The organism is Acidimicrobiales bacterium (assembly GCA_034521975.1).
GTDB lineage: Bacteria > Actinomycetota > Acidimicrobiia > Acidimicrobiales > SKKL01 > SKKL01.
This window is the reverse complement of sequence record JAXHLR010000006.1, coordinates 649381-674024: the sequence shown is the minus strand read 5'-3', so window position 1 is coordinate 674024 and position 24644 is coordinate 649381. Positions and strand designations below refer to the sequence as shown.

The 24644-nt window shown below is 70.5% G+C and carries 25 protein-coding genes and 1 tRNA gene; 24 read left to right on the top strand and 2 right to left on the bottom strand.

Annotated features, from left to right (window positions below; genetic code table 11):
* Positions 1 to 28: 28 nt before the first annotated feature.
* From U5K29_12800 to lysS, 19 genes are all read left to right on the top strand, one after another.
* A tRNA-Thr gene (locus tag U5K29_12800) sits at positions 29 to 101 on the top strand.
* 123 nt (positions 102 to 224) lie between these two features.
* Positions 225 to 830, top strand: coding sequence for a sigma-70 family RNA polymerase sigma factor (locus U5K29_12795; protein MDZ7679415.1), 606 nt, complete (start codon positions 225 to 227; stop codon positions 828 to 830).
* A 13-nt stretch (positions 831 to 843) separates the two neighbouring features.
* Positions 844 to 1107: a mycothiol system anti-sigma-R factor gene (gene rsrA / locus U5K29_12790; GenBank protein ID MDZ7679414.1), complete on the top strand. Its 264-nt coding sequence runs from the start codon at positions 844 to 846 to the stop codon at positions 1105 to 1107.
* A gap of 76 nt (positions 1108 to 1183) precedes the next feature.
* Positions 1184 to 1315, top strand: a complete 132-nt coding sequence (locus U5K29_12785) for a hypothetical protein (protein ID MDZ7679413.1) — start codon at positions 1184 to 1186, stop codon at positions 1313 to 1315.
* Positions 1316 to 1317: 2 nt separating this feature from the next.
* Positions 1318 to 2406 carry a zinc-dependent metalloprotease gene (locus U5K29_12780; GenBank protein MDZ7679412.1) on the top strand — a complete coding sequence of 363 codons (1089 nt, stop codon included), beginning with the start codon at positions 1318 to 1320 and terminating at the stop codon, positions 2404 to 2406.
* Between the two features lie 15 nt (positions 2407 to 2421).
* The gene (gene tilS / locus U5K29_12775) at positions 2422 to 3315 is read left to right on the top strand and encodes a tRNA lysidine(34) synthetase TilS (protein MDZ7679411.1); all 894 of its coding nucleotides are present in this window, start codon (positions 2422 to 2424) and stop codon (positions 3313 to 3315) included.
* Between the two features lie 12 nt (positions 3316 to 3327).
* A complete protein-coding gene (gene hpt, locus U5K29_12770) occupies positions 3328 to 3900 on the top strand; it encodes a hypoxanthine phosphoribosyltransferase (protein ID MDZ7679410.1) in 573 nt (190 codons plus the stop codon).
* Between the two features lie 55 nt (positions 3901 to 3955).
* On the top strand, positions 3956 to 5803 hold the full coding sequence (ftsH, locus tag U5K29_12765) for an ATP-dependent zinc metalloprotease FtsH (GenBank protein ID MDZ7679409.1): 1848 nt from the start codon (positions 3956 to 3958) through the stop codon (positions 5801 to 5803).
* A complete protein-coding gene (locus U5K29_12760; protein ID MDZ7679408.1) occupies positions 5803 to 6459 on the top strand; it encodes an HAD hydrolase-like protein in 657 nt (218 codons plus the stop codon). Before ftsH ends, U5K29_12760 begins: the two co-directional genes overlap by 1 nt.
* A complete protein-coding gene (gene folP, locus U5K29_12755; GenBank protein MDZ7679407.1) occupies positions 6456 to 7307 on the top strand; it encodes a dihydropteroate synthase in 852 nt (283 codons plus the stop codon). The genes U5K29_12760 and folP overlap by 4 nt, the downstream gene beginning before the upstream one ends.
* Before the next feature lie 31 nt (positions 7308 to 7338).
* Complete coding sequence (locus U5K29_12750; GenBank protein ID MDZ7679406.1) at positions 7339 to 7857, top strand: hypothetical protein; 519 nt, start codon at positions 7339 to 7341, stop codon at positions 7855 to 7857.
* Positions 7854 to 8231, top strand: a complete 378-nt coding sequence (gene folB, locus U5K29_12745) for a dihydroneopterin aldolase (GenBank protein MDZ7679405.1) — start codon at positions 7854 to 7856, stop codon at positions 8229 to 8231. The genes U5K29_12750 and folB overlap by 4 nt, the downstream gene beginning before the upstream one ends.
* Positions 8232 to 8234: 3 nt before the next feature.
* Positions 8235 to 8687 carry a 2-amino-4-hydroxy-6-hydroxymethyldihydropteridine diphosphokinase gene (folK, locus tag U5K29_12740; GenBank protein MDZ7679404.1) on the top strand — a complete coding sequence of 151 codons (453 nt, stop codon included), beginning with the start codon at positions 8235 to 8237 and terminating at the stop codon, positions 8685 to 8687.
* A 90-nt stretch (positions 8688 to 8777) separates the two neighbouring features.
* Entirely contained in the window at positions 8778 to 9548 is a 771-nt protein-coding gene (locus tag U5K29_12735) for a DUF2520 domain-containing protein (GenBank protein ID MDZ7679403.1), read from the top strand.
* Complete coding sequence (gene panC / locus U5K29_12730) at positions 9548 to 10420, top strand: pantoate--beta-alanine ligase (GenBank protein MDZ7679402.1); 873 nt, start codon at positions 9548 to 9550, stop codon at positions 10418 to 10420. The genes U5K29_12735 and panC overlap by 1 nt, the downstream gene beginning before the upstream one ends.
* On the top strand, positions 10417 to 12009 hold the full coding sequence (gene nadB, locus U5K29_12725; GenBank protein ID MDZ7679401.1) for an L-aspartate oxidase: 1593 nt from the start codon (positions 10417 to 10419) through the stop codon (positions 12007 to 12009). The genes panC and nadB overlap by 4 nt, the downstream gene beginning before the upstream one ends.
* Positions 12010 to 12061: 52 nt before the next feature.
* Positions 12062 to 12934, top strand: coding sequence for a carboxylating nicotinate-nucleotide diphosphorylase (gene nadC / locus U5K29_12720; GenBank protein ID MDZ7679400.1), 873 nt, complete (start codon positions 12062 to 12064; stop codon positions 12932 to 12934).
* A complete protein-coding gene (locus tag U5K29_12715; protein ID MDZ7679399.1) occupies positions 12934 to 13731 on the top strand; it encodes a type III pantothenate kinase in 798 nt (265 codons plus the stop codon). Before nadC ends, U5K29_12715 begins: the two co-directional genes overlap by 1 nt.
* A complete protein-coding gene (gene lysS, locus U5K29_12710) occupies positions 13731 to 15161 on the top strand; it encodes a lysine--tRNA ligase (protein MDZ7679398.1) in 1431 nt (476 codons plus the stop codon). The genes U5K29_12715 and lysS overlap by 1 nt, the downstream gene beginning before the upstream one ends.
* A gap of 557 nt (positions 15162 to 15718) precedes the next feature.
* Here lysS and U5K29_12705 read toward each other — a convergent pair.
* A complete protein-coding gene (locus U5K29_12705; GenBank protein MDZ7679397.1) occupies positions 15719 to 16807 on the bottom strand; it encodes a polyprenyl synthetase family protein in 1089 nt (362 codons plus the stop codon).
* A 137-nt stretch (positions 16808 to 16944) separates the two neighbouring features.
* On the opposite strand from U5K29_12705, the gene U5K29_12700 reads away from it, so the two are divergent.
* The 5 genes from U5K29_12700 to disA all read left to right on the top strand — a co-directional run bounded on the left by U5K29_12700 (position 16945) and on the right by disA (position 24159).
* Complete coding sequence (locus tag U5K29_12700; protein ID MDZ7679396.1) at positions 16945 to 19476, top strand: ATP-dependent Clp protease ATP-binding subunit; 2532 nt, start codon at positions 16945 to 16947, stop codon at positions 19474 to 19476.
* 107 nt (positions 19477 to 19583) lie between these two features.
* Positions 19584 to 21158, top strand: coding sequence for a hypothetical protein (locus U5K29_12695; GenBank protein MDZ7679395.1), 1575 nt, complete (start codon positions 19584 to 19586; stop codon positions 21156 to 21158).
* A gap of 109 nt (positions 21159 to 21267) precedes the next feature.
* Complete coding sequence (locus tag U5K29_12690; GenBank protein ID MDZ7679394.1) at positions 21268 to 21636, top strand: hypothetical protein; 369 nt, start codon at positions 21268 to 21270, stop codon at positions 21634 to 21636.
* A 60-nt stretch (positions 21637 to 21696) separates the two neighbouring features.
* A complete protein-coding gene (gene radA / locus U5K29_12685) occupies positions 21697 to 23076 on the top strand; it encodes a DNA repair protein RadA (GenBank protein MDZ7679393.1) in 1380 nt (459 codons plus the stop codon).
* A gap of 9 nt (positions 23077 to 23085) precedes the next feature.
* Positions 23086 to 24159 (top strand): DNA integrity scanning diadenylate cyclase DisA, encoded by a 1074-nt coding sequence (gene disA, locus U5K29_12680; protein MDZ7679392.1) that lies wholly within the window; start codon positions 23086 to 23088, stop codon positions 24157 to 24159.
* A 5-nt stretch (positions 24160 to 24164) separates the two neighbouring features.
* On the opposite strand, the gene U5K29_12675 is transcribed toward disA, so the two are convergent.
* On the bottom strand, positions 24165 to 24644 hold the full coding sequence (locus tag U5K29_12675) for a MarR family transcriptional regulator (GenBank protein MDZ7679391.1): 480 nt from the start codon (positions 24642 to 24644) through the stop codon (positions 24165 to 24167).

Below are 24644 nucleotides of genomic sequence, written 5' to 3'. Positions count from 1 at the left end.
CGACGTCGCGGCTACGCTGACACGTCCCGCCCGGGTAGCTCAGTTGGCAGAGCAGCTCACTCGTAATGAGCAGGTCAGGAGTTCGAATCTCCTCTCGGGCTCTCACCCACCAGTGACCCACGGGAACGCAGGCCGGTCAGCGCCATCGCGGCCGGGCTCTCACCCGCACCACTCGGTTCCACGCCCTGCTGTGGGGTGACGTGCGCGGCCGCTAGCCTGGGACCGTGGCAGATCAGGCCGACTTCGCCGACCAGGCGATGCAGCACATGGATTCGCTGTACAGCGCGGCGCTCCGCATGACCCGCAACCCCGCCGACGCCGAAGATCTCGTTCAGGAGACCTACCTCAAGGCCTACCGGGGCTTCGGAGGGTTCCAGGAGGGCACCAACCTGCGGGCGTGGCTCTACCGGATCCTCACCAACACCTACATCAACATCTACCGGGCCAAGCAACGACGCCCCGACGAGCAGGATCTCGAAGAGGTGGAAGACCTCTACCTGTACCGTCGGCTCGGCGGGCTCGAGGCCGCAACCATCGGCCGCAGCGCGGAAGACGAGCTGATGGACGTGTTCAGCGAGGCCGAGGTGAAGCAGGCGATCGAGGACCTGCCGGAGCACTTCCGGCTACCGGTGATCCTCGCCGATGTCGAGGGCTTCTCCTACAAGGAGATCGCCGAGATCCTCGACATACCGGTGGGCACCGTCATGAGTCGGCTGCACCGGGGAAGAAAAGGCCTCCAACGGGCGTTGTACGAGTTCGCCGTGTCCCATGGTCTCGCCGACCGGGTCGAGGCCACGGTCGCGACACCTGCTGGCGACGAGCCCAGCTGACCGAGGAGCTCAGATGGAATCTGGTGACTGCAACGCCACGAGCGGCACGAGCGACTGCGACGAGTCGATCCACGAGCTGTACACGTTCCTCGACGGTGAGCTGACCGAGGAGAAGCGTTCCACCATCCACCGTCACCTCGAGGACTGCAGCCCTTGCCTCGAGGCCTTCGACTTCGAGGCCGAGCTGCGCATCGTCATCGCCCGCCGGTGCCACGACGAGGTGCCCGAGTCGCTGCGCCGTCGGGTGGCCGAGGCGCTGGAAGCACCCGAGGGCTGATCTGTCGCTCGGGTCCGGCGCGTTGGCCGCGACCCCGACGTGAGCCACCGCCCGATGCCCGCCTAGGATGGCCCTCATGATCCTCGCAGCCGTCCCGTGGCACTACTGGATCGGGGTCGCCATCGCCATCCCCGCCATCTTGTTGCTCATCGCGACCATCGTCGGATACTTCGCCAAGGTGAGTCGTCCCCGGTACCCGAGGCGCTAGCGGTGAGCGGTCCCGTCGACTGGCAGCTCGCCGCCAGCGTCGCCACGCGCGTGGCCGGGCGGGAACCCTTCGCCGACTCCTACCACTGGGACTCCCTCGAGCCCGACTTCGCCGAGTTCACCGCCGAGGCCGAACGGCTCGTCGCCGACGCCACCGGGCTGCAGTCGCTGTCCGGATCGGCCCGGGCGCGGGTCACCGACCGGCCGGGCTGGATCAACGCCAACGTCGCCTCCTTCCAGCGGCTGCTTCGCCCCCTCACCGACAAGGTCGGGCCGCGCCTGGGCCGGGGGCCGATCGCCCCGGTGGCACGCGGCGTGGCCGGCGCCGAGCTCGGAGCGCTGCTCGGATGGATGTCCACCCGGGTGCTCGGCCAGTACGACCTGTTGGTCATCGAGGACGAGGATCCCGAGGACCAAGACATCGTCTACTACGTCGGGCCCAACATCTTGGCGCTCGAGAAGCGGTTCGCGTTCCCGCCCCGCGAGTTCCGCCTGTGGCTCGCCCTGCACGAGGTCACCCACCGTGCCCAGTTCACCGGCATCGAGTGGATGCGGCCGCACTTCCTGTCGTTGGTCGAAGCCACCGTCGACTCGGTCGACCCCGACCCGCAGCGCTTCGTCGAGGCGCTGCGACGCATCACCGAGGCGCTCCGCGAGGGCAAGAAGCCGCTCGACGACGGTGGTCTCGCCATGCTCTTCGCCGGCCCCGAGCAACGTCAGGTGCTCGAGCGCCTCAGCGGTCTGATGAGCCTGCTCGAAGGTCATGGCGATGTCACCATGGACCGCGCCGGCGCCGACCTCATCCCCAACGCCGACCGCTTCGGCCGGGTCCTTCGGTCCCGCCGCAAGCAGCTGCGCGGCCCCGCCAAGCTGATCCAGCGGCTGCTCGGGCTCGAGGCCAAGCTCAGCCAGTACGAGCAGGGCGAGCAGTTCATCGCCGCCATCGAGGCCGCCGGCGGCCCCGAGCTGCTCGACCGGGCGTGGGAGGGTCCCGACAACCTCCCGTCGATGGACGAGATCCGCGACCCCGACCTCTGGATCGAGCGGTTGGGCCTGTCGAGCCGGTTGGGTGCCGGACTGGCACCGGCCTGACCGCTGGGCGAGGCCGTGACCATCCGGCCGGAGCCGGCCCCATCCGTCGCCACCCGGCTGCTTCCCCGTTGCCGGTTCCCTCCTGCGGCCACCCCCGTCACCTGCGCGGTCTCCGGCGGCGCCGATTCGCTCGCGCTGCTCGTGCTCGCCGTGGCCGCCGGCTGCGAGGTCACCGCGGTGCACGTCGACCACGGCTCGCGAGTGGGGTCGGCCGCCGAGGCCCAGGTCGTTGCGGCGGCGGCCACGCGCTTCGGTGCCGCCTTCGACTCCCGACGGGTCGCGGTCGAGCCCGGTCCCAACTTCGAGGCCCGGGCCCGCCAGGCGCGCTACGCGGTCCTGCCACCGGGGGTGCTCACGGGTCACACCGCCGACGATCAGGCCGAGACCGTGCTGTTGAACCTGATCCGGGGAGCGGCGCTCGACGGGTTGGCGGGCATGCGCGCCGAGGGCCGCCCCCTGCTCCGGCTCCGCCGGCACGAGACCGAGCAGCTCTGCACCGAGCTGGGGCTCGAACCGCTGGTCGATCCCAGCAACGCCGACCCGCGCCACCGCCGGAACCGCATCCGCCACGAGGCCCTCCCACTGCTGGACGACATCGCCCGGCGCGACGTAGCCCCCCTCGTCGCTCGCCAGGCCGAGCTGGTGCGCGACGCGGTCGACCACCTCGCCGCCGAGGCGGCACCGCTCGACCCCACCGACGCACGTGCCCTCGCCTCGGCTCCGGTGGCGCTGGCCAGGGTGGCGATCCGCCGGTGGGTCAGCGACGCTGCGGGACTCGATCACCCGGTCGACTCCGCTGCGGTCCAGCGGGTCCTCGAGGTCGCCACCGGGACGGCCAAGGCGGCAGATGTCACCGGCGGGTGGCAGGTGAGACGCAGCGACTCGCGGCTGCGACTCGAACACCGCTAGTGTCGCTGCCCGATGGCCCTTGACGACGACTCGCCGACGGCGGACACCGACGATCCCTACATCGGCGAGGTCCTCGTCACCGAGGCCCAGCTCCAAGCACGGATCGCCGAGCTCGGCGCCGCCATCACCCAGGACTACGCCGGTCGCACACCCCTGCTGGTGGGGGTGCTCAAGGGTGCGTTCATGTTCATGAGCGATCTGGCGCGGGCGATCGACCTGCCGGTCGAGTTCGACTTCATGGCGGTGTCGTCCTACGGCTCGGCCACCCGCAGCAGCGGGGTGGTGCGCATCGTGAAGGACCTCGACCTCGACCTGTCGGGTCGCGACGTGATCCTGGTCGAGGACATCATCGACAGCGGACTCACCCTCAGCTATCTGCGCCGCACACTGCAGGCCCGCCAGCCGGCCAGTCTCGAGGTCTGCTCGCTGCTCGTGCGCGACTCCACCGACCTCGAGCAGGTCGATGTCCGCCACGTGGGCTTCGTCATCCCCCAGCAGTTCGTCATCGGCTACGGCCTCGATGCCGCCGAGCGGTTCCGCAACCTGCGCTACATCGCGGTCTACGCCGGCCCCATCGATCACTGAGCCTGCACGCCCGGTCGCCCCCCTCAGCGGTGGTCTCCGGCAGTACCCTCTCGTCATGATCGCCCGCCTTCGACGTCGCCGGGTCCTGGTCCTCGCAGTCGCGCTGGCCATCGCCCTCGTGGTCCTCGTGCGCATGAACACCGGTGGCGACGATGTCGACGAGCTCACCCTCATCGAGTTCGAGGCCCTGGCGCTCGCCGGTGAGGTCGACGCGGTCACCATCCACAGCCGCGACGACCGGATCACCGGCGAGACCGCGGGCGGTGAGCGGTTCCGCCTCACCTATCCGGGCGAGTACGAGGGCGAGCTCACCACCCGCCTCATCGAGGCCGACGTCACCTTCGAGACCGACACCCAGCGCGATCCGCTGTGGTTGCGGATCACGCTCACCGTCTTCCCGGTCCTGGTCATCGCCGCCATCTTGTTGTACCTCGTCGTCTCGATGCGCTCGGGTGGCGGGGCGATGCGCTTCGGGCGATCCAAGGCCCGCCAACTCGACGCCGACCAGGCCACGGTCACCTTCGCCGACGTGGCCGGCGCCGACGAGGCCGTCGAGGATCTGCAGGAGATCAAGGAGTTCCTCGAGGCACCCGAGCGGTTCAAGGCCATGGGTGCCACCATCCCCAAGGGCGTGCTCCTGGTGGGCCCACCGGGCACCGGCAAGACCCTCCTGGCACGAGCGGTGGCCGGCGAAGCAGGTGTCCCCTTCTTCTCCATCTCGGGATCCGACTTCGTCGAGATGTTCGTCGGCGTCGGCGCCAGCCGGGTGCGCGACCTGTTCGAGAAGGCCAAGGCCCAGGCACCGGCCATCATCTTCGTCGACGAGATCGACGCGGTGGGCCGTCACCGTGGTGCCGGGGTCGGCGGCGGGCACGACGAGCGCGAGCAGACCCTCAACCAGCTCCTGGTCGAGATGGACGGCTTCGACGTGAGCAGCGGGGTCATCATGATCGCCGCCACCAATCGCCCCGACATCCTCGACCCCGCCCTGTTGCGGCCGGGGCGCTTCGACCGCCAGGTCGTGGTCGACCAGCCCGACCTCGACGGCCGCCGGGCGATCCTCGACGTCCACGCCAAGGGCAAGCCCTTCGGCCCCGATGTCGACACCACGGTGGTCGCCCGCCGCACTCCGGGCTTCACCGGTGCCGATCTGGCCAACCTGGTCAACGAGGCCGCGCTGCTGACCACCCGGCGCGGCAACGAGCTGATCACCATGGCCGAGGTCGAAGCTGCGGTCGATCGGGTCATGGCCGGAGCCGAACGCAAGAGCCGCGTCATGTCGGTCACCGAGAAGCGGGTCATCGCCTACCACGAGGCGGGACACGCGCTGGTCGGTCATTCACTGCCCAACACCGACCCGATCCACAAGGTGTCCATCGTGGCCCGTGGCCGATCCCTGGGCTGGACCCTGGCGCTGCCCACCGAGGACAAGTATCTGCGCACCCGCTCCGAGCTGCGCGATCAGCTGACCATGCTCCTCGGGGGTCGTACTGCCGAAGAGCTCGTCTTCGGCGATCCCACCACCGGTGCTGCCGACGACATCGAGCGGGCCACCGCCATCGCCCGGTCCATGGTCACCGAGCTCGGCATGAGCGAGCAGATCGGGCTCCGCCGCACCGGGGACGGCCAGCGCGAGGTGTTCCTCGGTCTCGACGGCGGCCACCGGGCCGACCACTCCGACGAACTGGCCACCAGCATCGACACCGAGATCCGCCGACTGCTCGACGACGCGCACCGCGAAGCCGCCGAGATCCTCACCGCCCAGCTCGACGTGCTGGGTCGCCTGGCCGAGGCGCTCGTCGAGCACGAGACCCTCGACGACGCCGCGCTGAACGAGATCTTCGCCGGCGTTGCCGCCGCAGACGTTCCCGAGCCGGCACCCGTGCCCATCACCGAGGACTGATGCTCGACCGACGGGTGGTCGTGTTCGACCTCGACGGGTGCATCCTCGACTCGACCGAGCCGATCCTCGCCTGCCACAACGCGGCACTTGCCCAGTTCGGGCTCGAGCCCATCTCCCGCCACGACATCGCGCGCTACATCGGCCCACCCCTGCAGGACACCGTTGCCGGCATCCTCGCCGAGCGAGGCAAGAGCGACGATCTGGTCGAACCCCTGGTGGAGGCCTACCGGAGCCGCTACCTGCCGACCTCGATCGACCTGGCCGTCGCCTACGACGGCATACCCGAGTTGCTGGTCGAGTTGGCGCGCGAAGAGCGGCTGGCCGTGTGCACCTCGAAGGCGTCGGTCTACGCGGTACCGATCCTCGAACACCTGGGCCTCGATCGGCACTTCGAGACGATCACCGGGCCTCCGCTGAGCCCACCAGAACCCAAGGTCGACACGCTCGGTCGTGCCATCGAGGCGCTGTCGCCGTTCGACCGGGCGTCGAGCGTCATGATCGGCGACCGTCACCACGACATCGAGGCTGCCCGCCACCACGGGCTCGTCCCCGTCGGCGTCACCTGGGGATTCGGTAGCCGGAACGAGCTGGAGGAGGCGGGGGCGAGCGTCATCGTCGACACGCCCGTCGAGCTCGCCGGTACGCTCGGGCGATGACCGAGCTCCCCCTCGTCATGGGGATCCTCAACGTGACCCCCGACTCGTTCTCCGACGGGGGCCGCTATCTCGACCACGCCGCGGCGATCGAGCACGGGAGGGCCCTGATCGCCGAGGGAGCAGACCTGGTCGACGTCGGCGGCGAGTCGACCCGACCGGGCGCCGAGGAGGTCGACCGCGACACCGAGCTGGCACGGGTGCAGCCGGTCATCGAGGCTCTCTCGCCCCACATCCGGGTCTCTATCGACACCACCAAGCCCGACGTCGCCCGAGCGGCGGTGGCTGCCGGGGCCACGCTCATCAACGACGTGTCGGGTTCGCTGTCGCCGGTCGCCGCCGAGCTCGGCGTCGGGTGGGTGGCCATGCACCGCCGCGGCACACCCGCCACCATGCAATCGCTCGCCCACTACGACGACGTCGTCGCCGAGGTCGCCGCCGAGCTGACGAGGATGGCCGAGGCGGCGCGTCGCGGGGGCGTGGACGAGGTCTGGATCGACCCCGGCATCGGGTTCGCCAAGACCGCCGAGCACAACCTGGCCCTGCTCGCCCACCTCGACCATCTGTGCGCCACCGGCTTTCCGGTGCTGGTGGGGACCAGCCGAAAGGCGTTCCTGGGTGCGGCGCTCGCCGACTCCGACCGGGCCGGCTGGGCCCGGGCGCAACGGGCGGTCCTGCGCGAGGCCGCCCTCGTCGACCCCGGTGTCCCCGCCGAGGGACCGGTCCCGGTCGACGACCGGATCGAGGCGAGCGTGGCCACGGTGGCCTGGGGCCTCGCGAAGGGTGCGAGGATGGTACGGGTGCACGATGTGCGCCCGGCACGAGATGCAGCCATGGTGGTCGCCGGTTGAGGCCACCCACGACACGGAGACAGCGCACGCGATGGCCATGAAGGGCAAATGGGCACAAGGCATCACCCCACGGCACTTCTCGTGGATCATCAAGGACAAGCTCGCCATCAGCGAACGACCGGGTGGGTACGGCCACAACCACCGCAAGGTCCGTCGCCAGGAAGAGATCATCTGGGTCCGCGAGCAGGGGTTCACGAGAGTGGTGTCGCTGATCCCGTCGGCCCACAACCTCCACAACTACGACGAGCTGGGGGTCGAGTGGGTGCACTGCCCGTTCGCCGCCCAGGATGATGCGCCCCGAGTGCTCACCGTGCTCTACCCCCAGATGCGCTCGCTGCTCACCTCCGGCGGCAAGCTGCTCGTCCACGGCGAGGAGCTCGGCGACCGTGTCTGTGGCGTGGCGGCGGGCTACCTGCTGTGGACCGGCCTGATCAAGACCGGTCCCGACACCATCAACGCCATCGAGAAGCTCACCGGGCGCCAGCTCGACCCCGACGGCCGCGAGCTGATCGCGGTGGCGGGTCGGATTCCCGGTCCCGAGCAGACGTGACCGGTCCCGAAGCCGACCGCATCGAGCTGCGGGGCATCCGGGCGGTCGGCATCTGCGGTGCGCTGCCCGAGGAGCGCGAGCGCGCCCAACCCTTCGAGATCGATCTCGACGTGGTGGCTGACCTTGCGCCCGCCGGCGCCTCCGACGATCTGGCCGACACCGTCGACTACGGCGACCTGGCCCAGGTCGTCTCCACGATCGTCGACGAGACCCGGTTCGTGCTGCTCGAACGTCTGGCCGAGGCCATCGCCACCGCGGTGCTCGCGTCCCAGCACGTCCGTGCGGTCACCGTGACGGTCCGCAAGCTGCGTCCACCGGTGCCGGTCCATCTCGACACCGCGGGCGTGACCATCGCCCGCACCCGTGGTGGTTGAGCGGTGGCCCGGGCACTTCTGGCACTCGGGTCCAACCTCGGCGACCGGCGGGCTCGCCTCCGCGAGGCGGTGACCGCCATGCCGGATCTGGTGGCGACGTCGTCGGTGTATGAGACCGCCCCGGTCGGCGGGCCGGAGGCACAAGGGCCGTACCTCAACATGGTGGTCGAGCTCGACACCGCGCTCGACGCCCGGGAACTGCTCGGGCTCTGCGCCCGCCTCGAGGCTGCCGCCGAGCGGGTCAGGGTCGAGCGGTGGGGGCCACGCACCCTCGATGTCGACATCGTGTGGATCGACGGGGTCCGGATCGACGAGCCCGATCTGGAGGTGCCTCACCCCCGGATGCTCGAGCGGCGCTTCGTCCAGGTGCCGCTGCTCGAGCTGGCTCCGGACCTGGCCGAGCTGGACTGGCGGGTCGACGAGACCGACGTCGTCGACCGGGTGGACGACCGGTGAGACCGCCGACGACCTCGCTCGTCGGTGCCGCGGGCCGGTAGCGTTCCGAAGGGACGACCGGCACCGCAGCGGGCTGGATCGGAGGACCACGTGGCTACCGTGCGCATCATCGGACCGGGACGGGCGGGCAGTGCGCTCGCGCTCGCCCTCGGTGCCGTGGGGTGGGAGGTCGAACCGCCCTACCGACGAGGCGACGATCTGGCCACCGCCGCCATCGGTGTCGACCTGTGCGTGATCGCCACCCCCGATGCCTCGGTCGCCGAGGTCGCGGCCCAGATGACCCCCGCTCCCGGCACCGTGGTCGCCCATCTCGCCGGGTCGCTGGGGCTCGACGTCCTCGGGATCCATCCCCACCGCGCGTCGATGCACCCGCTGGTGACGATCCCGCGTCCCGATACCGGCGCCCGGCGCTTGCAGGAGGGCGCGTGGTTCGCCGTGGCGGCCGACACCGCAGGGGGAGACCGCCTGGTGCGTGGGGCCGTCGCCGACCTCGGGGGCACGGTGGTCGAGGTGTCCGACGAACACCGCGCCAGCTATCACGCCGCCGCCTGCATCGCCTCCAACCACCTGGTGGCGCTGCTCGCCCAGGTGGAGCGGGTCGCCGCCGTTGCCGAAGTCCCGCTCGAGGCCTACCTCGACCTGGTTCGCACCACGATCGACAACGTCGAGGTGATGGGCCCGCGGGCGGCGCTCACCGGACCCGTGGCCAGAGGCGACCAGGCCACCATCGACCGGCACCTGGCGGCGATCGACCCTGCCGAGCGACCGGCCTATGAGGCCATGGCCGCCCGAGCCGGTCGCCTGCTCGCTGTTCGGGACGGTGTCGCCGATGCCAACGGCCGCACCGGAGGTGGGCACTGATGCGCGAGGTGGCGACGATCGCCGAGTTGCGGGCGGTGCTCGACGGTGAGCGGCGGGAGGGTCGCACCATCGGGTTCGTCCCCACCATGGGCTACCTCCACGCCGGACACCTGTCGCTCATGGAGCGGGCAGCGGCCGAGTGCGACGTGGTCCTGGCCTCGATCTTCGTGAACCCGCTGCAGTTCGCCCCCAGCGAGGATCTCGACGCCTACCCCCGAGACCTCGACCGGGACCGGGGGCTGGCCTCCGGGTCGGGTGTCGGGGTGCTCTTCGTGCCGTCGGCCGCCGAGATGTATCCGCAGCCGGTGGCCACCACCGTGTCGGTGTCCGGTGTGTCCGAACGGCTCGAGGGCGCCAGCCGTCCCACCCACTTCGCCGGGGTGGCCACGGTGGTCGCCAAGCTGTTCGCCATCTCGGGGCCGTGTCGGGCTTACTTCGGCGAGAAGGACTTCCAGCAGGTCGCGGTGGTGCGGCGCATGGTGTCGGACCTGTCGATGCCGGTCGAGGTCGTCGCCTGCCCGACGGTCCGCGAGGACGATGGTCTGGCCATGTCGAGCCGCAACGCCTACCTCGACACCGACCAGCGCGCCGCCGCTCCCGTGCTCCACCGGGCGCTGTGCGCCGGAGCCGAGCTGGTCGAAGCCGGTGCCGCCCACGCCGACGAGGTCCGGATGGCGATGCAGAAGGTCGTCGCGGCCGAGCCACTGGCCGAGCTCGACTACCTCGAGGTCGCCGATCCGGTCGCTCTCGAACCGCACGGACCGCTCGAACCAGTCGCCGCACGACCCGTACGGCTCCTGGGAGCGATCCGGCTCGGCTCGACCCGGCTCATCGACAACGTCGGTGCGGTCGTCGCGGGGAGCGACACGTGATCGACCAGCAGCTCGACCTCGTGGTGCTCGGCAGCGGTGTCGCCGGACTCTCGGCTGCGGTGCGGGCCGCGGGCAGCCACGGCATGCGGGTGGGCATCATCACCAAGGGTGAGCTCACCCAGTCGGCCACCCGGTGGGCCCAGGGTGGAGTGGCGGCGGTCCTCGGTGGTGACCCCGACTCCACCGACCTGCACCTGGCCGACACCCTGGCAGCGGGAGCGGGGCTGTGCGACAGCGATGCCGTGCGGGTCCTGGTCGATGAGGGTCCGGCCCGGGTCAACGAACTGATCGGGTTCGGCGCCGCGTTCGACCTCGACGAGCACGGCGGCTACCTCTTGGCTCGTGAGGGCGGTCACTCGCTACCCCGGATCCTGCACGCGGGGGGAGCGGCCACCGGCATCGAGGTGGAGCGGGCCCTGGTCGAAGCGGTGCGGGCCACGGCCGCGGCGTTGCACGAGCACACCTTCGCCGTCGACCTGGTCGTCGAGGACGGCCGGTGCCGGGGGGTCGTCGCGCTCGACGATCAGGGCAAGCTCCACACCATCCGCGCCCGACACGTGCTGCTGGCCACCGGTGGGTCGGGTCAGCTCTACTCGGTGACCACCAACCCGCCCGAGGCCACCGGCGACGGCATCGCCATGGCCCTGCGCGCCGGCGCGGCGGTCGCCGATCTCGAGTTCATGCAGTTCCATCCCACCGCCCTGCACCATCCGGCGATGCCCCGCCCGCTGCTGTCCGAGGCGTTGCGGGGCCACGGCGCCCTCATCCGCGACACCTCGGGCGAACGGTTCGTCGACGAGCTGTTGCCCCGCGACCAGGTCTCGCGGGCGATGATGCGCCGGATGCTCGACCTCGGGGTCGACCACTGCTATCTCGACGCCCGCGGCCTCCAGGACTTCGCCGCCCGCTTTCCCACCATCGCCGCCGCGCTCGAGCGCACCGGGCTCGACCCCAGCACCGACCTGTTGCCCATCGCCCCGGCCGCCCACTACCACTGCGGTGGGATCCTGACCGATCTCCACGGGGCCAGCAGCCTGCCGGGGTTGTGGGCTGCGGGAGAGACCGCCGGCAGCGGGGTCCACGGCGCCAACCGTCTGGCCTCGAACTCGCTGCTCGACGGCATGGTCTTCGGGTTCCGCTGTGTCGAGGCGATCGAAGCCGGTCGTGACGGACCGTCGCCCGACGGGGCGATGAGGTCGCTGGCCGGTGCCGACGCCGGGGAGGCGATCGCGGGCCGTGCCATCGATGATCCAGGCCTCCGGTTCGGTCCCGGGCACGGCGATCCGCAGGTCCTCAAGACCACCTTGCAGGAGGTGATGAGCCGCAATGCGGGCGTGGTCCGCGACACCTCCTCGCTCGCCGAGGCCGTCACCACCGTCAGATCGCTGGCTGCCGAGGTGTCGGTCGACGAGCACGGCGACATCGCCGGTTGGGAGCTGCGCAACCTGCTCGATGTCGCCACCGCGCTGATCGCGGCGGCCGATGCCCGCACCGAGAGCCGGGGGTGCCACACCCGCAGCGACTTCCCCGATCCCTCGGCCGACCAGCGGGTGCGGCACGTGATCCAGCGTCGGGGCGGTGACCGGTGAACCGGTACCGGGCTCGCCACCGATCCGGTCGACCGGGCAGGCTGGTGCGCCTGTGAACCCGATCGTCGAACCCCCCGTTCCGGCAGTCCGCGACGCGGTCCGGCGCGCCCTGGCAGAAGACCTCACGCCCCTCGGCGACATCACCTCGGCGCTGCTCGCACCCACCACGACCGCCAGCGGGGTGCTCGTCGCCCGCGAGGCGGGGCTGGTCTCCGGCACCGCCTGTGTGGCCGAGACCTGCCACCAGGTCGATCCGGCACTCACCGTGACCTGGTCGCGCCGCGACGGCGACCACGTCGAGCCGGGCTCGACCATCGGTCGCATCGACGGGCCGTTGGCGTCGATGCTGACCGCCGAGCGCACCGCCCTGAACTTCCTCGGCCATCTCTCCGGTGTCGCCACCATGGCGGCCCGCTACCGCGAGGCCGCTGGATCCAGCACCACGCTGGTGTGGGACACCCGAAAGACCATCCCCGGCCTCCGAGCGCTGCAGAAGGCGGCGGTGCGTGCCGGAGGGTGCGCCAACCACCGGGGGAACCTGTCCGAGTGGGTGATGCTCAAGGACAACCACCTGGTCGGCACCTCGATCGCCGTCGCGGTCGAACGTGCCCGGGCCCAGTGGCCGGGCCGTACCGTCCAGGTCGAGTGCGACCGGCTCGACCAGGTCGCGGCCGCGGTCGACGCCGGTGCCACCGCGGTGCTGCTCGACAACATGACACCCGACACCGCCCGCCGAGCGGTCGAGCTGGTCCGATCGGCGCGGCCCGGGGTCCTGGTCGAGATCAGCGGCGGGGTCACCCTCGACACGATCGCCGCACTCGCGGAGGTGGGCGCCGACTGCATCTCGGTGGGGGCCATCACCAACTCCGCGCCGGTGCTCGACATCGGACTCGACATCACTCCCGAGGGAGAGGGGATCGCCTGATGTTGCTCGTCATCGACGTCGGCAACACCACCACCGTCATCGGCCTCTACGACGGCGACGACGCGGCGGAGGCCAACTCGGCGGCCGAAGGGCTGCTCGACCACTGGCGCATCGCCACCACCGCCGAGCGCACCGCCGATGAACTGTCGGTGGCCATCCGCAGTTTCCTCGACTCGCGCCTGTCCAAGGATCCCTGGGCGATCCAGGGCATCGCCGTCTCCTCGGGGGTTCCCCGCATCACCTCGGCGCTGCGCGACATGAGCACCCGCTACTTCGAGGTCGATCCCGTGGTGATCGAACCAGGGGTGCGCACCGGCATCGCCATCTCCACCGACAACCCGCGCGAGGTCGGAGCCGACCGCATCGCCAACGCCGTGGGCGCCTGGCACCTCTACGGCGGTCCGACGGTGGTGGTCGACTTCGGCACCGCCACCACCTGCGACGTCATCTCGTCCAAGGGCGAATACCTCGGCGGCGCCATCGCTCCCGGCGTCGACATCAGCCTTGATGCGCTGTTCCAGCGGGCCTCGGCCCTGCGCGCCGTCGAGCTGATCGAGCCGCGAAGCGTCATCGGCAGGACCACCGTCGAGGCCATCCAGGCGGGAGCGATCTTCGGGTTCGCGGGACAGGTCGACGGCCTCGTCACCCGCATCGAGGAGGAGATCGGGGAGTGCCGGGTGGTGGCCACCGGCGGATTGGGTTCGCTCATCGCCCCGTATTCGGCCACCATCGACCAGATCGAACCGTGGATCACCCTCCACGGGCTCCGCCTCGTCCACGCCAAGAACGCCGAGTGATGACCGAACCCGACGCACCCAGCCCCCGCCCCGACATCCCGTACCGCTTCGAACCGGACGCGACCGCCGCCGAGGTGGCCGCCAAGTGGGGCGACCTCGAGCCTGGCACCGAGACCGACACGGTCGTCACCGTCGCCGGTCGGCTCATGCTGCGCAGGGTTCAGGGCAAGCTCGCCTTCGGCACCCTCCAGGATGGGTCGGGCCGCATCCAGCTCTTCGGCGTGGCCGCCACCACCCCCGACTTCGACGGCTTCTGCGATCTCTCCCTCGGCGACTGGATCGGGGTTCGGGGCGTGGTCATGACCACCCGCCGGGGCGAGCTGTCGGTCCGGGTCGACGAGTGGGTGATCCTGGCCGAGGCCCGCCGCTCGTTCCCCGACAAGTGGCACGGCCTGTCCGACCCCGACATCCGGTACCGGCAACGCTATGTCGACCTGTGGGTGTCCGACGAGGCCGAGGCGTTGCGCACCCGCAGCCGGATCCTGAGCCTCACCAGGCGGTGGCTCGAGGACCGCGACTTCGTCGAGGTCGAGACCCCGTTGTTGCACCTCATCCCCGGTGGCGCGCTGGCGCGGCCCTTCACCACCCACCACAACGCCCTCGATCTCGACCTCTACCTGCGGGTCGCGCCCGAGCTGTATCTCAAGCGGCTGGTGGTCGGTGGCATGGAGCGGGTCTTCGAGATCGGTCGGGTGTTCCGCAACGAGGGGTTGTCGACCCGCCACAACCCCGAGTTCACGATGCTCGAGCTGTACCAGGCCTATGCCGACTACACCGACATGATGGCCCTCACCGAGGAGCTCGTCGCTCACCTCGCCACCGAGGTCTGCGGCACCACGGTGTTGACCTATGGCGGCCGCGAGCTCGATCTCACGCCTCCCTGGCGTCGGGCCACCCTGGTCGAGTTGGTGAAGGAGCACTCCGGGCTCGATATCGACGTGACCATGCCGGTCGGCGAGCTGCGTGCCATCTGCGACGAGCACGACATCCCGTGGAAGGACGGCGACGGTCCCGGCAAGCTGGTGCTGGAGATCTACGAGAAGACCACCGAGTCAGAGATCTGGGGGCCGGTGTTCGTCACCGACTACCCCAAGGAGGTCTCCCCGCTGGCCCGTGACCACCGCGAGCTGCCCGACATGGTCGAGCGGTTCGAGCCGATCGTGGCGGGCCGTGAGCTGGGCAACGCCTTCACCGAGCTGGTCGATCCCGACGAGCAGCGGGCTCGGTTGGAGGACCAGGCGTTGATGAAGGCGGCGGGCGACGCCGAGGCGATGGTGCTCGACGAGGACTTCATCCGGGCCCTCGAGTTCGGGCTGCCTCCGACCGGGGGGCTCGGCATCGGCATCGACCGTCTGGTGATGCTGCTCACCGACACCACCACCATCCGCGACGTCATCCTCTTCCCCACGCTCCGCCCCGAACAGACCTGAGTTCTCCCTGGTCGCGGTCGTCGCCACCGGAAAAGGTTGCGGACCGGTAACTTGTGTGGGAGTCTCGCGGTGGCGAGCGGGGCGCGAGGGTGTCTTTGGTCGGCGTGGAGTTCGGGCGGCTGGTGCCTGGGCGTGAGGTTCGGGGGGACCGGGGTGGCGAGTGGTGGGGTTGTGACGTTGGCGGGTTGGCGCGCGCGTCTGGAGATCCCCCGGTCTGACGGACACCTGGTGTGAGGGACGCGGAGTCTGCTGTCGAGCCATGTGCCAGCGGCCACCCCGACGATCGCGAGGGACGCCGCTGCGAGGTGTCGGCTGGGAGCGAATCTCGCGAGTCCGAACACGACGCTCTTGGCCAGGTGCCCGTAGGACTGGGATGCAGCGATGGTGCCGACGGAAGCGAGGCAGCCGGTTCTACTCCTTCCATGCCCTTGGGGTCGGACCGAAACAGTTCATGCGCCCATGGGCGCGTGAACCGTTGTCAGGGCGCGCTTGCCGCGCCCATGGGCGCGGTTGACGCGGTGGGGCGAGCGCGATTGGGGGGGGTGAGGTCAGCGCCGTCAGGGGTGGTTGGCGGCGGCGATGTCGGTGACCGAGGTCAACAGGTGCTCGGCGGCTCCGGCGAGCGCGGTGGCCGCCTCGGAGCCGTTGAACGGAGCCAGCGCGGCCACGGCCGCGCCCACTTGGTCGCGGGCGGATTCGAGAGCGGAGTCGACCCCGCCGTTGGCCCGGGCGATCTCGCGAGCCCGGGCGACCTCAGGGGCGCCCAGTGGCACCGGTTCGACGAGGTCGGCCGGTGGGTCGCCGTCGCTGCTGGCCGCGGCCCGGGCGATGGCCTCGGCGCTGGTGGTGGCCAGCGGCTGGCGCAACAGCTCGCCCAGCTCGTCGCCGCCGGGGAGGGCCATGGCGCGGATGACCGGCAGCGTGTACACGCCCTCGACCAGGTCGTTGCCCGCGGGCTTGCCGAGCTGCTCGTCGGTGGCGATCACATCGAGCACGTCGTCGACCATCTGGAACGCCAGCCCGTAGTGGTGGCCGAAGGTGGTCACCGAGTCGATCTGGGAGCGTTCGAGGTCGCCGACGATGGCGCCGATCCGGCAGGCGGCGGCGAACAGCGAGGCGGTCTTGCCGGTGATCGAGGCGAGGTACGCCTCCTCGGTGCGGGTGGGGTCGAACATCGTCTGCAGCTCACGCACCTGGCCCTCGCACAGCTTGGCGATGGTCGCAGCCAGCAGGCCGGCCACATCGGTGCCGAGCGAGGCGGCGATCTCCGAGGCCCTCGCCAGCAGGAAGTCGCCGGCGAGGATGGCCCGGAGGTTGCCCCAGCGGGCGTTGACGCTCTGCACCGTTCGACGGGTCGTGGCGTCGTCCATCACGTCGTCGTGGTAGAGCGAGCCGATGTGAACCAGCTCGACCGACACCCCGCCCCGGACGGCGTCGTCGGTGGCCCTGGCCAGCGTGTCGGCGGTCACCGCCGAGCAGGCCACCGAGAACAGGGGCCGCACCCGCTTGCCCCCGGCTTCGATCAGGTGGCTGGCGACCTCGGTGAGGAACTCGTCGTCGGTGACGACCGAGCCGCGCAAGGTCTCTTCGACCCTGGTCAGGTCGGCTTCGAGAACGGGATGGCGGTGCAAGGGAGCGGCCGGCACGCCGTGGAGGCTAGGGGAAAACGCCTCTGTGACGTAACTCGCAGGCCCTCAGGGAACCGACGGCTCTGCCGACGTGTGAATGCACGGGTGGGGGTTACACTCGAAGAACGATCCCCCGCTCCGTGGGAGGCAGTTCCTTGTTCGAGAGATTCACAGACCGTGCACGCCGGGTCGTGGTGCTGGCGCAGGAAGAAGCGCGCCTGCTCAACCACAACTACATCGGCACCGAGCACATCCTCCTGGGCCTGATCCACGAGGGCGAGGGCGTGGCCGCCAAGGCGCTCGAGTCGCTCGGCATCAGCCTCGAGGCCGTGCGCAGCCAGGTCGAGGAGATCATCGGCCAGGGCGGCTCCTCGCCGTCGGGCCACATCCCCTTCACCCCTCGGGCCAAGAAGGTCCTCGAGCTCTCGCTGCGCGAGGCGCTCCAGCTCGGTCACAACTACATCGGCACCGAGCACATCCTCCTGGGGCTCATCCGCGAGGGCGAGGGCGTTGCCGCCCAGGTGCTGGTCAAGCTCGGCGCCGACCTGTCGCGGGTGCGTCAGCAGGTCATCCAGCTGCTGTCGGGCTACTCGGGCCCCGGCGCCCAGGGCGGTCCGGAGAAGGCCGGCGCCACCGCCGGAGGTGGGGGCGAGCAGAGCCAGTCCGGCTCGCTCGTGCTCGACCAGTTCGGGCGCAACCTCACCCAGATGGCCCGCGAGAAGAAGCTCGATCCGGTCATCGGCCGCACCCGCGAGGCCGAACGGGTCATGCAGGTGCTCAGCCGTCGCACCAAGAACAACCCGGTGCTCATCGGCGAGCCCGGTGTCGGCAAGACCGCCATCGTCGAGGGCTTGGCCCAGTCGATCGCTCGAGACGACGTCCCCGAGACGCTGCACAACAAGCAGCTCTACACCCTCGATCTCGGTGCGCTGGTGGCGGGCAGCCGCTACCGGGGCGACTTCGAGGAGCGGCTCAAGAAGGTCTTGAAGGAGATCAAGACCCGAGGCGACATCATCCTCTTCATCGACGAGCTCCACACCCTCGTGGGTGCCGGTGCGGCCGAGGGGGCGATCGATGCCGCCAGCATCCTCAAGCCGATGCTGGCCCGGGGTGAGCTGCAGACCATCGGCGCCACCACCCTCGACGAGTACCGCAAGCACCTCGAGAAGGACGCCGCGCTCGAGCGGCGCTTCCAGCCCATCAAGGTCGACGAGCCCACGGTGGCCCACACGATCGAGATCCTGAAGGGTCTGCGCGACCGCTACGAGTCCCACCACCGGGTCACCATCACCGACCAGGCGCTGGTGGCCGCGGCCAACCTCGCCGATCGCTACATCTCCGACCGCCACCTGCCCGACAAGGCCATCGACCTCATCGACGAGGCCGGTTCGCGCCTGCGCATCAAGCGCATGGAGACCCCGCCCGACTACAAGGATCTCGAGAACCAGCTCGCCGAGGTCGTGCGCCAGAAGAAGGAGGCCGTCGAGTCCCAGGACTTCGAGGCCGCCGGAACCCTGCGCGACCAGGAGAAGGAGCTGCTGGGCCAGAAGGAGGCCAAGGAGGCCGAGATCAAGGAGTCCGGCGTCGACCTCTTCGACGAGGTCGACGAAGAGGCCGTGGCCGAGGTCCTCTCGATCTGGACCGGCATCCCGGTCTACAAGCTCACCGAGGAAGAGACCGCCAAGCTCCTGCGCATGGAGGACGAACTGCACAAGCGGGTCGTCGGCCAGGAGGACGCCATCAAGGCCGTCTCCCAGGCCATCCGCCGCACCCGGGCCGGGCTCAAGGACCCCAAGCGCCCCTCGGGCTCGTTCATCTTCCTGGGCCCGTCCGGCGTGGGCAAGACCGAGCTGGCCAAGACCCTCGCCGAGTTCCTGTTCGGCGACGAGGATGCGCTCATCGCCCTCGACATGTCCGAGTACATGGAGAAGCACACCGTCAGCCGGCTCGTCGGCTCGCCCCCGGGCTATGTCGGCTACGAGGAGGGCGGCCAGCTCACCGAGGCGGTGCGGCGCAAGCCGTTCTCGGTCGTGCTCTTCGACGAGGTCGAAAAAGCCCATCAGGACGTGTTCAACACCCTGTTGCAGATCCTCGAGGAGGGTCGCCTCACCGACTCCCAGGGTCGGTCGGTCGACTTCCGCAACACCGTGCTGATCATGACCTCCAACCTGGGCACCGCCGATCTGCGCAAGTCCACGCTCGGCTTCACCAAGAACGACGAGGCCGTCACCTACGAGCGCATGAAGGAAAAGGTCAACGACGCGCTGAAGCAGCACTTCCGGCCCGAGTTCCTGAACCGCATCGACGACACGATCGTGTTCCACGAGCTCACCAGGGCCGAGGTCACCAAGGTCGTCGACCTCATGATCCGGCGCCTCCGCAGCCAGCTGGAAGCACAGGGCATCGGCCTCGAGCTCACCCACGAAGCCAAGGTGCACCTGGCCGAGCGGGGCTATGACGCCACCCTGGGCGCACGGCCACTGCGCCGGGCCATCCAGCGGCTCATCGAGGATCCGCTCTCCGAACGGTTGCTGTGGAAGCAGTACCGGGCGGGAGAGACGATCATCGTCGATGTCGGGGTCGACCCCGAGACCCCCGACGAGCCCGAGACGATCGTGTTCAACGCCGTCGAGGGGTTCGAGCCACCCCAGCCCGAGCTGGCCGAGGCCGGTCCCACCGACTCCTGACCGTCACCCGACGCTGACCGATGGTGGCCCCGCTGCGGTGGGGCCACCATCGCGTTCGGCGACGTGGTCGGGAGCCTGCCCCGCCCTGTTCTATGGTCATCGCCACCATGCCCTCCGCCTCGGCCCGTCACCTCCGCGCGCCCCGCCTTCCCATCCGCCGCCTCCTCGCCCGCCGCCTCCTCGTCCCGCTGCTCGCGCTCGTGATCGTGCTGGCCGCGGGGTGCCAGGCCGAGGTGACGGTGAGCGTGGTGGTCGACGACGAGCCAGGGACCGGGACCGTGCAGGTCGACGTGTGGCTCGACCGGGAGGTGATCGACCGGTTGGAGGGGCTCGAGCAGCTGCGTCTCGATGACCTGGAGGAGGCCGGCTGGACCCTCGGCGAGGTGGCCGAAGGAGACGACGGCAGCGTCACCCTGACTGGCGAGAAGCCGTTCGGGAGTCCCGGCGAGCTGGCCGACGTGCTGGAGGAGATCAGCGGCCCCGACGGTCCCTACGGCCAGCTCGGCTTGCGTGTCGACCGGCGGTTCGCGGCCTCGGAGTTCCGCTTCGAGGGCGTGCTCGACGGATCGGTCGGCGTCGATGCCTTCGCCGACCCGGCAGTGGCGGCCGCCCTCGACGGCTCACCGTTCGGGGTCGACCTGGCGGCGCTCGAGACCGAGCTGGGGACCCCGGTCGGCGAGCTGGTGGCCCTCGGCCTCGAGGTCGAGCTGCCCGGCGAGCTCCAGCAGGTCGAGTCCGATGATGCGTCGTCGGGGTGGGAGACCACGCTGGCCGCCTCGGACCCGGTGCCGGTGCTCGCCACCTCGGAGACCTCGCGCGTGCAGTCGGTCGTGCTCGCCGCGGCGGCGGTCGGGTTCGCCGTGCTGTTCGTGCTCATCCTCATCGCGTGGGCGCTGGTGTCGTGGCGTCGCCGTCGCCGCAGGCGCCGGGATGCCCGGCGGGCGGCGTCCACCCCACGACCCATCGCCGGGCCCGCAGCTGCTCCCTCGGGCGACCCCGACGACACCCCGGTGCCGCCCAGCCCGGCCGAGGACGCCGAGCCCGAGGGCGCCGGGTCGGAGCCGAGCACACCTCCGCCCCTCGAACTGGTGGTCATCGGGGGCCCCGGCGTGGCCTTCGGTGTACGCGACCCCGTCGATGACCTGGTGGCCTTCGCCCGGGCGCACGGCTCGATGCTCGAGTACCCCCGGATCGCCGAGCACTACGCCCAGGCCGAGCTGGGCCGGATGTCCAGCGCCGAGCTCTGGGTCGCCATCGGCGCCGAGGGCGACCCCGCCGGGCTGGACGAGGAGATGCTCGGGCAGTACCAGCTCGCCCCCGGTCTGCGCGAGTTCGTCGTGCGGGCCCGCGACCGCGGCTACCGCGTCGCCTACCTGGGTGACGGGCCGACCGCCTGGATCGGCCACCTCCGTCGCAGTCTGGTCCTGGGCGAGCTGATCGACCCGTGGGTGGTCAGCGGCACCGTTGGGGCCCGCACTCCCGAGCCGGCGATCTTCGAGGCGTTGCGGCGCATGGCCTCGGTCGACCCGGCATCGTGCCTACTGATCGACGACCGGTTGCGGGTGCTGGAGGCAGCCCACTCCCTCGGGTTCGGCACCGCCTGGTTCAGCCCGACCGGGCGGGCCACCGAAGCGCCGGGGCACAGCATCATCCGAGGCTTCGCCGACCTGCTGGCGAACTGAGCCGGCCCGCGCCACACCCGGCCCCTGGTGCCGGAGCCGGGGCCCATCCACCACTCGACCACCGCCACCTTCTAGCTTGTCGCCTCGGAGCGGGTGGGCGAGGAGTGACATGTCCTGGCATCCGTCCCGCGCGTCCACCGATGCGCTCGACCCCGCAGTCCCGAGCCGGTACCGGTCCGCGGTCGTGCAGTGCTGCGCCGGCAGTTCGATGCTCGTGCAGACCGACGACGGCGACGAGCGTCTCGTGCCGGCCCCGTCGACCCCTGCCGGCTCGCTGGTCGGATCGCGGGTCCTGCTCGCCAACGACCACGATTGGGTGGTCGCGGTCGATCCGGTCGATCCCGACGAGGGTGTCGTGATCGACTTGGCCGGCGACTCGACACCGCCGGCCATCGACCTGCGCGCCCATTCGGGGCGCGAGCGCCCGTCGCAGCGACGGGCGTACCTGTTCGGCCGGCGCCGGCGCCGCGCCGGCTGAGATCGCTGCTCGAGCCCTCCTCCACCGCTCACTGTCGGCGCGGGTGCGTATCGTCACCCCATGGCACGATCCAGAACGGTGTACCGGTGTGAGGAGTGCGCGGGAGAGGCGCCGCAGTGGGCAGGGCGGTGTCCCACCTGCGGGGCGTGGAACGCGCTGGTCGAGACGAGCCCGGCCGCACGACCCACCGGCCCGGTGATCGCCGGCGAGCGCTCTCGGGCCCAACCCCTCGGCGAGGTCGACGCTGCCGAGTGGAGCGCCCAGCCCACCGGCGTCGACGAGCTCGACCGCGTGCTGTCGGGTGGACTGGTGCCGGGTTCGGTCACCTTGATCGGCGGCGAGCCCGGCATCGGCAAGTCCACGTTGGTGCTGCAGGCCCTGGCCTCGATGGCCGACCGGGCCGAGCGGGTGCTCTACGTCTCGGGCGAGGAGGCCGCGCAGCAGGTGCGGTTGCGCGCCGAGCGCCTCGGCGCTCTGCAACCCACCTTGTGGTTCGTCGCCGAGACCCGCCTCGACGAGGTGGTGCGTCACATCGGTGAGGTCGGCCCCTCGGTGGTGGTGGTCGACTCCATCCAGACCCTTGCCGATCCCGGGGTCGGTTCGAGCGCCGGCTCGGCCACCCAGATCCGCGAGTGCGCCATCCACCTCGTCCGAGAGGCCAAGCAACGCGGGGTGGCGGTGGTGCTGGTGGGCCACGTGACCAAGGAGGGCGAGCTGGCCGGGCCACGGGTGCTCGAGCACCTGGTCGACACGGTGCTGTCCTTCACCGGCGAACGTCACCATGCCCTCCGGCTGCTGCGGGCGGTCAAGCACCGGTTCGGCTCCACCGACGAGCTCGGGCTGTTCGAGATGACCGAGGGCGGACTCATGGGGCTGCCCGACCCCAGTCGCCTCTTCCTGGCCGACCGCCGACCAGGGGTTGCAGGTTCGGTGGTGGTGCCCACCATCGAAGGCCACCGCCCCCTGCTCGTCGAACTGCAGGCGTTGGTCACCGGCGATGCGCCGGGGTCACCCCGCCGCTCGGCTCAGGGGCTCGACCCGGGACGGCTCGCGTTCCTGCTCGCCGTGCTCGAACAGCGTGTGGGCGTGCCACTCGCCCGCACCGACGTCTACGCGCTTGCGGTGGGAGGGGTTCGGATCGTCGAACCCGGCGCCGACCTGGCGCTGGCACTCGCCGTGGCATCGGCCCAACTCGACCGACCCGTGCCATCGGACCTGGTCGTGCTCGGCGAGGTCGGGCTTGGTGGCGAGTTGCGCCAGGTCGCCCAGACCGGTCGACGCCTGGCCGAGGCCGCCCGTCTGGGGTTCTCCCGCGCCCTGGTGCCCGACTCCGCGCCCGACGGACCGGCGGGGATCCACCTCGTGCGCGCCCCGACGGTGGCGGTCGCGGTCGAGCGGGCAACAGCGATCACTCCCGAGCCAGTTGTCCTGACTGAGTAGAGTGGTCACGTGCTTGCCCGCCGTAGCACCCCCATGCTCGATGCATTGCGGGCGATCGCGCCAGGAAAGCCGCTGCGCGAAGGGCTCGACCGGATCCTGCAAGCCGGCAAGGGAGCGTTGATCGTCGTCGGCGACGGTCCCGAGGTGCTCAACATCTGCTCGGGCGGGTTCCTCCTCGACGCGGCGTTCAGCCCACAGCGCCTGTCAGAGCTGGCCAAGATGGACGGCGCCATCATCTTGGCCCGCGATGCGTCCCGCATCGCTCGCGCCAACGTGCACCTGGTCCCCAACCCCAACGTCCCCACCTCCGAGACCGGTACCCGTCACCGTACCGCCGAGCGGGTGGCCCGATCGATCGACGTGCCCGTCATCTCGGTGTCGGAGGACATGGCGGTCATCGCCGTCTACGTCAATGACGAGAAGCATCCGCTCGAACCCACCGCCCGCCTGTTGGGTCGCGCCAACCAGGCCCTGCAGACCCTCGAGCGGTACCGCTCCCGGCTCGACTCCGTGTCGGCGTCGCTGTCGGCGCTCGAGGTCGAGGATCTGGTCACCCTCCGAGACGTCGTCAGCGTGCTGCAGCGCACCGAGATGGTTCGCCGCATCGCCGAGGAGATCGAGACCGACATCATCGAGCTCGGCGTCGACGGACGACTCATCATGCTCCAGCTCGAAGAGCTCCTCGGCGGCGTCTACGAGGACGGCCGAGCCGTGGTTCGCGACTACTTCCATGCCGGTCACGGGTGGCAGCTCAGCGAGGCCATGGACACCCTCGCCGGCTATGGCACCGAGGACCTCCTCGACCTCAAGGTGGTGGCCGAGATGCTGCACACCCCGGACGACTCGCTCGACCTCGACCACAGCGTCACGCCGCGGGGCTACCGGCTCCTGTCCAAGATCCCGCGCCTACCGGAGTCGGTGGTCGACAGCATCGTCGCCCAGTTCGGCGATCTGCAGAAGATCATGCGAGCCACCATCAGCGACCTCGAGGAGGTCGACGGCGTCGGCACCACTCGGGCCAGAGCCATCAAGGAAGGGCTCTCCCGCCTGGCCGAGACCTCGATCCTCGAGCGCTACTCCTGACCTGCTCAGATGTCCCAGGCGGGAGGCGAACCCGACAGCAACGGGGCCGCGATCTTCGAGAGCATGACGCCGAGCGTCACGAAGTCGTCGGGATCGAGCCGGTCGATCAGGTGTGCCCGCACGCTGTCGACGTGGGTGGGTGCCGCCCGCTCGAGCACGGCCCTCCCCTCGGGCGTGAGCACGGCGAAGGTACCTCGCTTGTCGGTGGGACACGCCTCGCGGGCGACCAGGCCACGATCGCCCAGCCGGTTCACCCGGTGAGTGAGGCGACTGCGCGAGACCAGGGCGGCGTCGGCGAGCTCGGCCATCCGCAGCTGCTGGTCCTCGGCCTCGGAGAGGTGGACGAGGATCTCGTAGTCGGCCAGGGTGAGGTCGTGCGCTGAGCGCAGATCGCGGTCGAGGGCGTCGACCAGCAGGATCGCCGCGGCGATGGTTCGCCTCCAGGGGAGCTGCTCGTCGGGGTTGAGCCAACGGGTCTCGGACAC

Coding starts and splice junctions, on each gene's coding strand:
- panC (MDZ7679402.1), top strand. CDS start 9,548: ATGCGCGAGGTGGCGACGATCGCCGAGTTGCGGGCGGTGCTCGACGGT.
- lysS (MDZ7679398.1), top strand. CDS start 13,731: ATGACCGAACCCGACGCACCCAGCCCCCGCCCCGACATCCCGTACCGC.
- U5K29_12715 (MDZ7679399.1), top strand. CDS start 12,934: ATGTTGCTCGTCATCGACGTCGGCAACACCACCACCGTCATCGGCCTC.
- U5K29_12785 (MDZ7679413.1), top strand. CDS start 1,184: ATGATCCTCGCAGCCGTCCCGTGGCACTACTGGATCGGGGTCGCCATC.
- folP (MDZ7679407.1), top strand. CDS start 6,456: ATGACCGAGCTCCCCCTCGTCATGGGGATCCTCAACGTGACCCCCGAC.
- U5K29_12690 (MDZ7679394.1), top strand. CDS start 21,268: ATGTCCTGGCATCCGTCCCGCGCGTCCACCGATGCGCTCGACCCCGCA.
- U5K29_12695 (MDZ7679395.1), top strand. CDS start 19,584: ATGCCCTCCGCCTCGGCCCGTCACCTCCGCGCGCCCCGCCTTCCCATC.
- U5K29_12760 (MDZ7679408.1), top strand. CDS start 5,803: ATGCTCGACCGACGGGTGGTCGTGTTCGACCTCGACGGGTGCATCCTC.
- U5K29_12750 (MDZ7679406.1), top strand. CDS start 7,339: ATGGCCATGAAGGGCAAATGGGCACAAGGCATCACCCCACGGCACTTC.
- radA (MDZ7679393.1), top strand. CDS start 21,697: ATGGCACGATCCAGAACGGTGTACCGGTGTGAGGAGTGCGCGGGAGAG.
- ftsH (MDZ7679409.1), top strand. CDS start 3,956: ATGATCGCCCGCCTTCGACGTCGCCGGGTCCTGGTCCTCGCAGTCGCG.
- rsrA (MDZ7679414.1), top strand. CDS start 844: ATGGAATCTGGTGACTGCAACGCCACGAGCGGCACGAGCGACTGCGAC.
- hpt (MDZ7679410.1), top strand. CDS start 3,328: ATGGCCCTTGACGACGACTCGCCGACGGCGGACACCGACGATCCCTAC.